The following is a 12,586-nucleotide window of genomic DNA, read 5'->3' as shown; positions in this document are numbered from 1 at the left end:
CAGCCTTATTCTGCAAGAAATACGACTGCAATCCACCCCATGGGATCTCTCGAGGAGAGCGATACGCCATGAACGAGCATAGCAACATTGTCCCACTGCATCAGCCCGATGAGATCGACGATCCCCTGACGAATATTTTGCGATCTGGTGCTCGGCAGCTGCTTGCGCAGGCTGTGCTGATGGTGGTTCGTCCGATGCCAGTCCCGCAGAGGCCCGTGGAGGAACTTCGATCGGCTACAGTGTCGATATTTCGCGCGCTCACCTCGGCTCGGCTGCAAAGGACTCACAGTCTGACTTGCGGGATAGGCCATTCAGTAGCATGCGCTACGCAGCCCGGCGATGAAGGTCGCAGAATCAGGGCCGAGGCGCTGTCCAGTCGCGCCAGCAAGCAGTGGCGGGTCGAGCGAGAGACGTCCGGAAAATCCGACGCGCTTCCACATCCCACGATATGCCGCCGTTCCGAACTCCCGCCCTCATCAGCTTTCAGGGAAAGCTCAAAATAATCGTGTTGGCCGAGATCGACCTGGACGGTAGCCACGCTTGCGCCGGGACGAGCGACCCTATCATTCGTGCCGATGCACCCATACTGATTCAATATTTTGCACGCCGCGGACTCTCGGGCACCGAGGGCAGGGGCCGTCCAGTACCCGTGGATGCCGAAGTTAATCTCGGCGTCGGCAGGAGAGAGGTTGTCGATGCTCTCATGATAGCGGACGTGATTGTAGTGTTCGACAAAGGCCCGTATCTGCCGTTCGAGGTCGCCAGCTATCGCTGAAGCGCATCAGGCAATGCAACGCCGCCTGCACAACCTGGCCCGGCAGCAAGGAACTTTTGCTCTCGGAAAGCCGGGCCTCAGCATCGCCTCGACGATGCTCTATGACCTGACCGTCAGCGGCGGCTATGCAGGGCAGATGATACGTGGGCGTAGTCGATCCGCATGGCGATATCGACCTTTACGGCGCTGAGGGCGTCGGGGACTTGCTGGCGAACCATTTTGGCGTGCGCATTCGCCATCGAGGCAGATGCGGCAGATGCGAATGCCAGGCTGACCGTGCATCCTGTCCTGGGTGAACAAGGTCGATTGGTACACATTCTGCACACGCCGGGGCATTTCCAGCCGCTGTGGCCTCGGCACTAAAAATGAAAGTCCCAAACCTCGGCGCCGCTGCAACGCGGTGCACACCGCTGATCGCCGCATGCCGAGCTTCGTCCTCGTTATACAGGTAGATCCTGGTAGTGGTCAGCGAGGCATGGCCGAAGGTGTCGCGAGTGTGGCGCAGATTCACACCGTCGGCCATGTTTCTAGCTCATCGTGTGGCGCAGCCATTGGGACACGAGGCCGCCTCCACCCTCTCCGCGCGTGCCTGGTGCTGCGGCCCCAGGAACGGCCAGGCGGTGAACAGCTCGTCGAGACGCCGCATCAGGGCAAGGTCGTTGTCGTTGGCCGGCCGTGGCGGCCGGTAGACCCCAGAGCGCGCGATGCCAAGCAACATGCATTGCCGGCGGATCGACAGCGCCATGTCGGCGCGATCGAGCATTCCTCGACGGTCCGGCGTGCTCATCTTCCGGACCTCCGCGCTAAAAAATCGCGCTCGACTGTCAGTTGTCCAATCTTGGCATGCAGCTTCTCGATCTCGCGTTCGCGCGCGTCCTCGCTCTCCCGCCCGACACCCGCGTCAAAGGCCCGGGCCGCCTGGTCCAGCAGTTGCTTCTTCCAGGCATAGATCTGGTTCGGGTGAACCTCATAGCGCTGGGCCAGATCGGCCGCCGTCGCCTGCTCCCGCACGGCTTCCAGCGCGATCTTTGCCTTCAGTGCCGCGTCGATCTTGCGTCTCGTCTTTGTCGTCATCATGCGCTCCGTCTATCAAACGGAGCAGCCCCTTCCAACTAAGCACGTGGTCACAAAAGCGGGGTCCATTTCAGCTCCTCCTGATGTCTTCTATGACGCTGCCTGAGACTCTCTCTGCTGCGACCTCTGCGAGCAAGTGGTCAGCGCGTCGGCGTTGTCCGCCGTGTCCATTGCCTTACTCCTTTCTTGCGCGGTCTTCCGTTTGGTCTGGAGTTACCGTCCATATGCATTCACTATGCCTCCATCTCCAAACGGCATTTCCACTCGATCGTGCTGCGGACTAGAATCGCTGGAGACTGCATGCTGGAAGGCAGCACTTCAACCGAATGCTTATGACGCGCTCAGCGGTATCAGATGTGGTGGCCAAAACAGCTCGCAGCAAGTGCAGCTATCCGGTGGGATCTCTCTGCATTCTAACGGATGAGGCGGGTTTGCAGCGGTCTAAGGACTGTTCGTTGTTATGTCTGATTTAGTCCCGTTTGCCGCGCCGGAAAGCCGGTGCCGTCTCCTGCGGCGCCTGACCGAGGTTGCGTTTCTGGCTTGTGTTAAAAACGACGTGGAGCGAGCGAGGCGGATTGCCAGGGGAATCGATGTGGTTGCCCCAGGCGGTCGGGAGGCCGTCATTGCTTGCGTGCTCGTCGATCTGGCGGCAAACGACGTTGAGGCGGCGCTGGAGCGCCTCGATCCTCTTGCCCGCGCGAATGATCCCTATGGAATGGCATTCCAGGCGCTGGCTCTTGGAGTCGTTGGGCGCTTGAGTGAGCGGGATGCTGTGCTTCGGCGTCTTCCTTGCGACGATCAGGCGCTCGACGGGCTTGTTGCGGCGTTAGGGAGTGCAGCGAAGGTAGATCAGGAGGTTCAGGATCAATGAGCGGTGTGAATGGGATCGTGGCGCTACTTGAGGCCGTGTCGCCAGTGACCGGGAGGCCGGTGGCATCAAGGGCGCCGGCTGATTCGGTCGAGGCCTTTCGTTCGGCGCTCGATCGGCCAGCGCTATCGTCATCGAATGATGATCTCGCAGTGGTCAATGGTCTTGCCCCAACCGAGGAGGGGTTGGTTGGTCGTGTCCGGGTAGCTGACGATATCCTCGGTGGGATGGAGAAGCTAAGCGCCTCTTTCGGCGACGCTGCGAAAGTCGCGGCCGGGGTCGCGGAAAGCTATGCCGCCGGCGAGTTCAGTTCGACTGAGTGGCTGAGCGCGCAATCCACCCTGTCAGCCCTGACGCTGCAATACGATATCGCCTCGAAGGTGGTTGGGAAGGCCGTACAAAGCCTTGATACTCTCCTGAAGAGCCAGTGAACAACAGTTATGCGAGTGTGGCGTTGGTGTTGAAGCGCGCGTTGATTCTTTTTGTGACGTTCGCGTTGGCGGGGTGCGGAGCAAAGATCGAGCTTTATCGTAATCTTCCGGCGCATGACGCCAACGAAATGCTCGCGTTGCTGATGCGGCACGGCATCGATGGCGAGCGGGTGGCGGAGCATAACGGAGCAGCCTCGCTGATTGTTCCGACGAAAGACGTGCCGCGTGCCATGAGTGTACTGGATGGCGCCGGATTGCCTCGCGATCGGCTTGCCGACTTGGGCGCCCTCTTTAAGAAAGAGGGTATGTTGTCATCGCCAACGGAGGAGCGTGTGCGATTTATCCATGGCACGACGCAAGAATTGTCGGAGACGCTCTCCAGGATCGATGGCGTGTTCAGTGCCCGGGTCCATGCCGTCCTGCCCGAAAATACGATCGACGATCGCGTCCCGCCTGTTCCCTCAACTGCTGCTGTGTTGGTCCGCTATAAGCCTGGTACTGCCGTTGATCAGATCGTACCGAAGATCAAGGAGTTGGTCGCAAATAGCTTGAAGGGCGTGTCTTACGATGGGGTCTCGGTTACGCTCGTCGAGGCAGCTCAAAGCGATAGCGGCTTGCCGCCGCTCGATGCGCCTCCCGTCGCCGCCGAGGCCAGCGCTCCGCTCTATCTCCTGGTCGAACTCGTGGCTGGGCTGGTGATATCGCTAATCGGCAATGCAGTTCTTGCCTTTTTCGTGTGGCGGAAGCCGGTTAGCCACACAACAAATCCTGCGGCGCCATAGATCAATGCAAGCGAGCAATCCCCCGATGATCGCGACAGGATCCGCAGCAATTTTGGGTGACTGGCTTCACAGGCCGTGGGCGGGAGCGATGATGCGCTGCATCGCCGATCCCGCCGCCGACTTCGATGATGCTATAGCGAAGGATTGGCCCGAATGGCTGCCGCGGGAGCCTGCACGGGCAGATTCGTTCATCCGAATGAGACTTGGAAGTCGGCTGCTTCGCGATCAAACTAGGGGGGCATCCGCCATCATCTCCGCTGGCCATGCGCCGCGGACCCGGCTCGGATTTTTGCCGGCATCGGACGCCGTGCGCCTCATGTGCCTTGCCGCAGCGTGGACCGGGGCGCCCAGTCTTATCGGTCAGCTTCGCAGCGCCGATATCGTTGCAGCACGTTCCGTCCTCGGAGAAGAGGCCTTCGCGTTCGCTTTCCATGCCGCGCTGCTACCACGACCGACCGCCGGACTGATGTCGGCTATCGGTGCTTCCAAGCTGCCGACCGGGCCTGCTGAATTGCTCCACTGCGGAGCGGCAATGTTCGGCCTCGCGATGGGCTGCATCCCGGACGCACTGCAGGTACGACTGAGATTGCGCAGCCCTGCATCGATCTGGATGGTGGCGGCAAACGCCTGTCGCAACGACAGTGCTGGAGAGGACGCCTTTCATGCGATGCGGCGGTTGGTCCGCAAAAGGATGGCCCTATGGTCGCACTGGTTCGATTGACGTCGGAGACGATCAGTGTTCTCGGGCCAGGGCAAGTCTTGCCGGCGGTAAGTACGCAGGCGCTGCTCCAGGCCGAGCAACTCCTGACCCAGGCGCGGCGCGATGCAGAGGCGCTTGTTGATGAAGCGCGGGCGTCCGCAAGCAGGATTGAAGCGGCCGCCAGAGAAGCCGGGCTAAAGGAAGCGCAAGTGACAATTCAACAGCGCTTGGCCGCGATCGCCGTAGAGTCGCTCCGGATCATGGAGCAAAACAAGGAAAGGATCGTGGACCTCGGCCTGCAGATCGCGCGCCGGATCATCGACACGACAGCGCCAGACGAGGCCGCACTGCAGATCGCGCTGCGAGGCTTGAGCGTCGTGGGCCACAGCCCTGTCGTTCGGCTGCGAGTGGCACCGTCGCTTGTCGAGACGGTTCGCGGACGGGTAGACGAGATAGCCCCGGCGGTCACCTCGCGCGCAGTCGTCGAAGTTATTTCTGACCCGCGGATCAATGATGCCGGGTGTATTCTCGAGACCGATGCCGGGCTGATCGACGCGACGATCGAAAGCCAGCTAACGTTGCTCGAAAGCGGCGTTCGCAAAAGCCTGGAGGCCTCAAAATGATGTCGGAGCCAGCCGAGCCGTCAACGGCGGTAGCTCCCGTTGGTTGTTCGCATGAAAGCATTGATCGGTTCTTCCGGCTCGCGAGCAGGGCGGTTGAGCAAACGCCGACGATGAATTTCCGTGGTCGTGTCCTTCAAGTCGTTGGAACAATCATCCGTGCGACGGCTCCTGGCGTGCGTATCGGGGATTTGTGCGAACTCCGCGATCCCAAAAGTAACCGTGAACTGATCGCCGAGGTCGTAGGAGTCCAGCGCGATATTGCCGTTCTGACGCCACTAGGGGAAATGCGGGGACTTTCTACCCTCACGGAGGTGATTCCGACGAGAAAGGCCCTGCTGGCGCCGGCCGGCTGGAGCCTGCTCGGTCGGGTACTTGATGGGCTTGGCCGCCCGCTTGACGCAACCACTCATGGGCCCATGATCGCAGAGGCCCACGTGCCGGTTCATGGCAGCGCACCGGATCCGCTAACCCGGCGTAGCATAGATCAGATTCTTCCGGTCGGTGTACGGGCAATCGATGCGCTACTCACGTGCGGGGAGGGGCAGCGCGTCGGTATCTTTGCCGCTGCAGGCGCGGGCAAAAGTACACTGCTGTCGATGCTCATACGGGGCGCTCAGGTTGACGTCGCGGTGATAGCACTTATCGGCGAGCGCGGACGGGAGGTGCAAGAATTCATCACGCGCCTCGGCTCGGGATCACGAACCAAAGCGGTCTTTGTTGTTGCGACGTCCGACCGACCCGCTATGGAGCGCGCCAAGGCGGCCTATGTGGCCACGGCGATAGCCGAATGGTTTCGCGATCAAGGAAAACGCGTGCTGCTTCTCATGGATTCGCTAACGCGTTTTGCGCGGGCGCACAGGGAAGTCGGCCTTGCAGCGGGTGAGCCACCTACCCGGCATGGTTTCCCGCCATCAGTGTTCGCGACCCTGCCGCAACTTTTGGAACGTGCGGGCAACAATGCGCGTGGGTCGATCACGGCCTTCTACACCGTGCTTGTCGAGGGAGATGACATGACTGAACCCGTCGCCGACGAAACGCGTTCGATCCTTGATGGCCACATTGTGCTCTCGCGTGCCCTGGCTATGTCGAACCACTATCCTGCCATCGACATCCTTGCGAGCGTCAGCCGCGTCATGAGCATGATCGTAGCTCCGCAGCATGAAAGCATGGCGCGACGACTCCGGGAGCTGATGACGAAATACCAAGAGGTCGAACTCTTGATTCGCGTGGGTGAATACAAGAACGGGACCGACGCCCTCGCGGATGAGGCGATCGCCAGAAGGGCCGAAATGCAGAGTTTCCTGCGTCAATCGACAAGTGAGCAGATGGACTTCGAATCCACGCTCCAGGAGCTTGAAGCATGCGTGGGATGATCTCGGACGCCGTGCCGCGTCTCCTGGAGCTGCGGAAATTGCGACATCATCGCCAGCAAGATATTCTCCGGGCTCGGCAACTGGCCCTTGAGAGCGCTGCCGCTGCTGTGGAGACCGCCGCCAAAAATCACCGCACCTGGCGGCAAAAGCGTCTTCGGCTTGAAGCTGCCCTGTACGATTCCGTGATCGGAGAAGCCGTCGCTCTCGGCGCTCTTGTCGGTCTGAAGGCAAAGATGACCTCTCTGCACGATCACGATCAGCTGCTCGAAAAGGACATTGAGAAGGCAGTCGCGGAAGCCGATCAGGCCCGGCAGGCACGTGACGAGGCGTGCAACATCGTACGTCAAGCAGGCAAGCAATTAGATAAGTGCGAACATCTGGCGCGCGCCCTGCGCGATGTCTCGATGAGGAGCTCCAAGGAGGTTTGCGAAAACAGGGCTGCTGTGAGCACGTCGCGAGCCGGGGCGGCCTTGGAGCTCGAAGATTTTCAGGGATGCGAAGGCTAAGGGAGGAGATCAGGAGAGCGTCGATGCGACTTTGAATATGGCGGGCCAGTGGTCGATCTCATCCATGGTTCATCGGATCCTGCGGTCTACGTCGATGCAGATCGTGCGGTTGCTCTGATGGCGATGCGCGCGACCTATCGTCCGCTGGCCTCAAATCCGAATTCATCGAGGCTATCAGCTGTGCACGGATCGCCGCGAATGTTGCATGACGAACTCTCGGGTGTAAGACAATCGAATGTGCCTATCGGCTAGGCGAAACACTGCGGGCCTCCGCAACTATCGAGAAAACATGAGAGTCATTGTTGCGGCCCGGGCGAGTTGGCTTTGGACGCCTAATCGGCGGGGACGGTTCATATTTGCTACTCTGGAGAGTTTAATGAAGGCGGGCCGGCAGTCTGTCTCAGGGCCGGAGCGAGCCATCGTCAGCGGCGTGTCGCGCCTCTGGCTATGGGCTGGCATTTTACGGGCCAAGTCGCGCTAGGTTGATCACATGAAGTCACTCGACAAACTCCTGACCATCGCGACCGGCCGCAACGACATTGTTCTGGTGACGTTGCTGATCACGATCGTGTTCATGATGATTATTCCGCTTCCGTCAGTGCTTATGGATGTGCTGCAAGCGGTCAATCTGGGAATTGCAGCGCTCCTGCTGATGGTGGCGGTCTACATCAAATCTCCACTCGCATTCGTCTCATTTCCATCGGTGCTTTTGCTGGCAACGCTGTTTCGGCTGGCGCTCGGTATTGCGGCAACTCGCACCATCCTGCTTCATGCGGATGCTGGCCAGATCATCAAGACCTTCGGTAACTTTGTCGTAGCTGGTAATCTCGTGGTAGGCGCGGTCACCTTCTTGATCATGACAATTGTACAATTTGTCGTCATCACCAAAGGATCGGAGCGCGTTGCCGAGGTCGCTGCACGCTTTTCTCTGGATTCCATGCCGGGAAAGCAGATGAGCGTCGATGGCGACTTGCGGGCAGGCAGCATCGACATGCGAGAGGCTCGCAGGCGCCGTGTTGCCATCGAGCGCGAAAGTCAGTTGTACGGTGCTATGGACGGCGCCATGAAGTTCCTCAAAGGGGACGCGATCGCAGGCCTGATCAGCATTATCGTGAACATCATTGGCGGGATCACGATTGGTTCACTCCAAAGGGGAATGGGATTCTCGGAGGCGCTTGAAGTCTATACGACCCTGACGATTGGCGATGGTCTCGTCGGTCAGATTCCGGCGCTGTTCACCTCGATCACGGCAGGATTCATCGTCACGAGAGTGAGTGCCGAAGACAACAGCGCAGACCTCGGCAATGCAATCGGCAATGAACTGAGTGCGCAACCACGTGCACTCATGGTTGGAGCATTCATGCTCGTCCTGTTCTCCCTTGTGCCCGGCTTTCCGACAGTGATTTTTATCGTTTTGGCAGCAGCGGTGGGTGGGGCCGGCTGGCTGCTGCAGCGTCGTGGCCAACTATTGCGCACTGACTCGCATGGCCAGCCACTCAGTGGGGGAGCGCTGTCGACGAGTCCGGCTGAGGCCTCTGAGGCAAACAAGGCAGGCAGCAGTGGCATCATGCTTACTGTACCGCTGATGATCGACATTGACCGCGATATCCAGACGATGATCCAGCCGGACGTGCTTGATAAAGCGTTGGTGGCCACGCGGCAGGCGCTGATGGTCGATCTTGGCGTTCCGGTTCCAGTGATCAATGTCCGAATAAACGATGATTGTAACAAGGGCGAATATATTATCAGGTTAGATGAAGTTCCATACGGTTCGGGACGCTTGCTGCCTCAACACATCCTGGCGCGTGATACTCCCGAGGGCCTCGAAATGGTGGACATTCCATATGTCATGAAAGACTCCTCCTTCTTGCCTCAAATCGAAACCGTCTGGGTTGATGTCGCACATCGCGAGTCGCTGCAAGCTGCGGGCATCCCGTATTTGGAAGCAGCCCAGATTCTTTCCTGCCATGTTGGTCAAATCGTGCGTCGGCACGCCGATGAGTTCATCGGTATCCAGGAAACGAAAGCGCTTTTGAAACAGGCGGAGGTATCCTTTCCGGAACTCGTGAAGGAGGCGTTGCGCCTGGTCCCTCTGCAAAAGATCGCGGAGGTGCTCAAACGGCTCGTTTCAGAGCAGGTTTCGCTGCGAAACATGCGCGCTATCCTCAGCACATTGGTCCAATGGGGACAAAACGAGAAGGATACAGTCCTGCTAACCGAGCATGTGCGTGGCGCGCTCAAGAGGCAGATCTGCTTTCAGCATTGTGCCGGTACGAATCTGTTGCCGGCCTACATTTTGACGGCCGATGTGGAAGACACAGTGCGCAAGTCAATTCGGCAGACGTCTGCCGGAAGCTATCTCGCTCTCGATCCGCCGACCACGCAACAGATCGTTGGCAGGATAAAAGATGCCGGCGGCATCCTTGAATCAATGCCGTACAAGCCCGTGCTACTCACCTCGGTCGATATCCGTCGATACGTCCGCAAGCTTGTCGAGGTCGATTTGTACGAGCTCCCGGTGCTCTCCTATCAGGAGCTTACTCCTGACATCTCCGTCCAGCCCTTGGCGCGAATTGCGCTGCAGTGACAAACATGCCAATGGAAAAGAATGTTCTGACCGGTGAACAGGCCAAGCTCATTTTGCGCGTGCTGTCCGGGCCAAACCTGGGCGCGGAGACATGGCTGGGCGAGGGAACGTGGCTCATCGGTAGCCACAATACGGATGACCTCACCTTCGGCGATCCGGAACTCGTCGGTTCGCATATTCGTATTGCTATCGAGTCGGATAGAATCCAGATCACTGCGTTCGCACCGGGCGTGCTTATCAACGGTAGGGTGTGCACTACAAACAATCCGACTATCCTTGATCCGTTCACCCCGGTCCGTGTTGGCCGCACAATCTTCAGCCTGGGCCCCGCCGGGCTCGGCTTTCCCGAGGAGGATACCGTACTCGAGCGCCAGGGGTTGGATGCAAGCAGGCCCCCTTCAGATGCGACAGAGTCATTGGCTTTGGGCAGCCGGCGAACACGTCTCACGGTGGGCTGGATGCCGTGGCGATTGCGGCTGGGAGCAGTGGTTTGTGGCCTCCTGATGATAATATGTGGCGCCTGGGCTGGTATCGAGCGGCTTCACTCCCGGGCTTTTTCTACCGCTCCGGGCACTCAGCCGATCGAACCGCAGACGGCCGATCCTCATGGATTGGACTTTGCACCCGACGTCAACATCCCGTCGACTGCCGGTAGGCTGGCGATCGACCTGCAGCCTGGAGAGAATACCAACAAGAGCCAGTCTGGCTGGCAAGACCCCAGGCTTACGGCTGACCTCACAGCAAGGCGACCGGCTACAGCCAAATTATCTGACGCAAGGCTCGTCGACCTCGCAGCTACGATCTTACACGCTTTTGATATCGACGGTCGCGTTCGCGTAGAAGGTGCAGGCGAACTCACAGTGATAGGGTACGGTCGGAGCGATGCCAAAGTAGAAGCGGCCCTTCGTCGTCTCCAGCAGGACGTCCCGGGCGTGTACAAGACCAATGATGAAGTGGCAACGCCGGATCGCGCACGCACCTTTCTGCTGGCGGCGGCTTCCGCTGAACTCCGCCGGTCCATCCGCATCACCGCAAGGCCCGATGTCGTATCCGTGTCTGGAGCGCTGGCCTCGACAACATACGATGAGTGGAAGGACGTTGCCGCTCGGTTCGAGGAAAGATTCAAGCCCTATATCCGGCTCGAGTCGCGGTGCGAGCTAATGGTATTGCCCGCGGTGCGAGGGGTGCATCTGGGCCGCACACCTTTCGTCGTGATTGAGAACGGGGCCCAGTTGAAGCTGGGCGACAGCATCGATCACATCGGCAAGATTGCAGCCATCGACCACGACGGACTTATCGTGCGCGTCGGAGAATCGAACCTTCGCATGCTCTATCGAGGCAACCCAGAATGGTTAACCGAGGATGATCAACGGTGAAGGAAAATTCCGTCGTGCTTGAGCTGGAGAAGCAGCTGCTAAATGACGTTGATGGCTCCGGCAGAGCTATCATCAATGGAGACCTCCAGAACTGGAGGCAGGCTCTGAAACGTGACATTGATAGAGGCGTCACAACGCGGCAATTCGAAGCACTGCAGGCGCTGCTCGAGGCAATAGATTGCGCGACAGAAGTCGTTGATGCTACATGGATGCGGCATCACCGCGAATAGTCCGCTGAGTAATGAGAGGCGAAATGGATTTCGGCAGCATAACCAACTCTATTGGGCAATCCGTTGCCCAATCGGATCGCAATGTGAGAGCAACTACGGCAACCATGAACCCAGACAACGTTATGGATCAGCTTCGGCTTCAGGACTCAATGAGCAAGCACACGACGCTGTTGAACTTGAACTCCACCATCATCAAGGCGATTCACGACGCACTCAATGGTATCATCCGAAATATTGCCTGATCTTTATCGGTCGTTCGGTCCCGTCACGATATCCGGGCTGATGGGCAAGTCCGGATATCTTGATCAGACCTGAATCGATCGAGCGAAATCGAACGCGACTGATGTCACCTAACTTCCTGCAACTTCGTCATCTCCGCTATTTCTTGGGCATCGTGGATGGCGGTAGCTTTACGAGGGCGGCAGGCATGCTGCACGTGGCGCAGCCCGCCCTCAGTCAGCAAATGACTGCCCTTGAAGCTGAGCTTGGCGTCGCACTGCTCCAGCGCGGTGGACGCGGCATTCATCCAACCGTCGCAGGCGAACTCTTCTAGTGAGGGAGCTATGACGGAAACTGGGTGATGACGACCTGAGAAAGGCGGCGTATCGAGGCGGGTGATGAAGCCTGCCAGCAACCTCCAAAGGAGCGATACGCCGTGAACGAGACTACCAATGAAAGTTGATGGTCTTCAAGCTCGTCGGCGCCGCATCGAAAACCTGGCGACGGTTGAAGGGCACAAATCAGTTGCCGAAGCTGATATCCGGGGTAAAGTTTGCGGACGGAATCGAAGTCATTCCGACCGCTGAAGTCCGCGCCGCCTGATCGGACGGCGTCACCCAAAATCCGTCATAGCTCCCTGCGCGTGCACATTACCTCAATAACGTAATCGGCGGAGAGCATGATGGTTGGTCTCCGCAGCAAGAGACTGTCAGGCCGCGGCGCGCAGACGAGATCCCTCGTGCCTCAGCGCAAACACTTGCTAAATAATTGATTAGGCTAATCAACATGTGTCGGCGCCCGATAGACAAGTCGCAGGTTCTGCTCATTAGAAATGTCATCTGTGTGAGGACAGTCGGCTCGGCCTGATCGCCCTTTGTTCGACCGGAAGGGGACTGGGTCGTGCTGATCAGCTTGAACGTCGCTGATGAGCGGCTCACAACTGCGCACCGTGCCAAGTTGGCCTATGTGACCTGCCACTGAACTTTCATCCAGCAGCGGTTAGAGTCTCAGGGTTTTGTACGCCAAGTGGCGCGGGTGGAGC

At 58.9% G+C, this 12,586-nt stretch carries 14 protein-coding genes and 2 pseudogenes; 13 read left to right on the top strand and 3 right to left on the bottom strand.

All coding sequences use genetic code 11. From position 1 onward, the window contains the following. Positions 1-670: 670 nt before the first annotated feature. The 3 genes and pseudogenes from AAFX91_RS31620 to AAFX91_RS31610 all read right to left on the bottom strand — a co-directional run. A pseudogene (locus tag AAFX91_RS31620) lies at positions 671-769 on the bottom strand (integrase core domain-containing protein); the annotation flags it as partial. Between the two features lie 538 nt (positions 770-1,307). Beyond that, positions 1,308-1,562 (bottom strand): hypothetical protein, encoded by a 255-nt coding sequence (locus AAFX91_RS31615; protein ID WP_394569208.1) that lies wholly within the window; start codon positions 1,560-1,562, stop codon positions 1,308-1,310. Continuing rightward, positions 1,559-1,849 (bottom strand): transposase, encoded by a 291-nt coding sequence (locus tag AAFX91_RS31610; RefSeq protein WP_394569207.1) that lies wholly within the window; start codon positions 1,847-1,849, stop codon positions 1,559-1,561. Before AAFX91_RS31610 ends, AAFX91_RS31615 begins: the two co-directional genes overlap by 4 nt. Before the next feature lie 460 nt (positions 1,850-2,309). Between AAFX91_RS31610 and AAFX91_RS31605 the strand changes: the two genes are divergently transcribed. From AAFX91_RS31605 to AAFX91_RS31545, 13 genes and pseudogenes are all read left to right on the top strand, one after another. Beyond that, on the top strand, positions 2,310-2,720 hold the full coding sequence (locus AAFX91_RS31605; protein ID WP_394569206.1) for a hypothetical protein: 411 nt from the start codon (positions 2,310-2,312) through the stop codon (positions 2,718-2,720). Continuing rightward, entirely contained in the window at positions 2,717-3,148 is a 432-nt protein-coding gene (gene sctI, locus AAFX91_RS31600) for a type III secretion system inner rod subunit SctI (RefSeq protein ID WP_394569205.1), read from the top strand. Before AAFX91_RS31605 ends, sctI begins: the two co-directional genes overlap by 4 nt. Then, positions 3,145-3,930: a type III secretion system inner membrane ring lipoprotein SctJ gene (sctJ, locus tag AAFX91_RS31595; RefSeq protein WP_394569204.1), complete on the top strand. Its 786-nt coding sequence runs from the start codon at positions 3,145-3,147 to the stop codon at positions 3,928-3,930. The genes sctI and sctJ overlap by 4 nt, the downstream gene beginning before the upstream one ends. 91 nt (positions 3,931-4,021) lie before the next feature. Next, positions 4,022-4,651, top strand: a complete 630-nt coding sequence (locus AAFX91_RS31590) for a hypothetical protein (RefSeq protein WP_394569203.1) — start codon at positions 4,022-4,024, stop codon at positions 4,649-4,651. Continuing rightward, entirely contained in the window at positions 4,630-5,253 is a 624-nt protein-coding gene (locus tag AAFX91_RS31585; protein WP_394569202.1) for a FliH/SctL family protein, read from the top strand. Before AAFX91_RS31590 ends, AAFX91_RS31585 begins: the two co-directional genes overlap by 22 nt. Beyond that, on the top strand, positions 5,250-6,626 hold the full coding sequence (gene sctN, locus AAFX91_RS31580) for a type III secretion system ATPase SctN (protein ID WP_394569201.1): 1,377 nt from the start codon (positions 5,250-5,252) through the stop codon (positions 6,624-6,626). The genes AAFX91_RS31585 and sctN overlap by 4 nt, the downstream gene beginning before the upstream one ends. Next, positions 6,614-7,132 carry a YscO family type III secretion system apparatus protein gene (locus tag AAFX91_RS31575; protein WP_394569200.1) on the top strand — a complete coding sequence of 173 codons (519 nt, stop codon included), beginning with the start codon at positions 6,614-6,616 and terminating at the stop codon, positions 7,130-7,132. The genes sctN and AAFX91_RS31575 overlap by 13 nt, the downstream gene beginning before the upstream one ends. Positions 7,133-7,622: 490 nt before the next feature. Then, a complete protein-coding gene (sctV, locus tag AAFX91_RS31570; RefSeq protein ID WP_394569199.1) occupies positions 7,623-9,719 on the top strand; it encodes a type III secretion system export apparatus subunit SctV in 2,097 nt (698 codons plus the stop codon). Between the two features lie 11 nt (positions 9,720-9,730). Next, positions 9,731-11,095, top strand: coding sequence for an FHA domain-containing protein (locus AAFX91_RS31565; protein ID WP_394569198.1), 1,365 nt, complete (start codon positions 9,731-9,733; stop codon positions 11,093-11,095). After that, positions 11,092-11,325 carry an EscE/YscE/SsaE family type III secretion system needle protein co-chaperone gene (locus tag AAFX91_RS31560; RefSeq protein ID WP_394569197.1) on the top strand — a complete coding sequence of 78 codons (234 nt, stop codon included), beginning with the start codon at positions 11,092-11,094 and terminating at the stop codon, positions 11,323-11,325. The genes AAFX91_RS31565 and AAFX91_RS31560 overlap by 4 nt, the downstream gene beginning before the upstream one ends. 23 nt (positions 11,326-11,348) lie before the next feature. Beyond that, positions 11,349-11,567 carry an EscF/YscF/HrpA family type III secretion system needle major subunit gene (locus AAFX91_RS31555; protein WP_394569196.1) on the top strand — a complete coding sequence of 73 codons (219 nt, stop codon included), beginning with the start codon at positions 11,349-11,351 and terminating at the stop codon, positions 11,565-11,567. Positions 11,568-11,668: 101 nt separating this feature from the next. Beyond that, positions 11,669-11,878, top strand: a complete 210-nt coding sequence (locus AAFX91_RS31550; RefSeq protein ID WP_394569209.1) for a LysR family transcriptional regulator — start codon at positions 11,669-11,671, stop codon at positions 11,876-11,878. Between the two features lie 122 nt (positions 11,879-12,000). Beyond that, positions 12,001-12,147 (top strand): annotated as a pseudogene (locus AAFX91_RS31545) (IS256 family transposase); the annotation flags it as partial. Positions 12,148-12,586 lie beyond the last annotated feature (439 nt).

The organism is Bradyrhizobium sp. 31Argb, from assembly GCF_043638955.1.
In the GTDB taxonomy this organism is placed as follows: Bacteria; Pseudomonadota; Alphaproteobacteria; order Rhizobiales; family Xanthobacteraceae; genus Bradyrhizobium.
The sequence above is the reverse complement of the archived record's forward strand: the minus strand, read 5'-3'. Positions and strand labels throughout refer to the sequence as shown.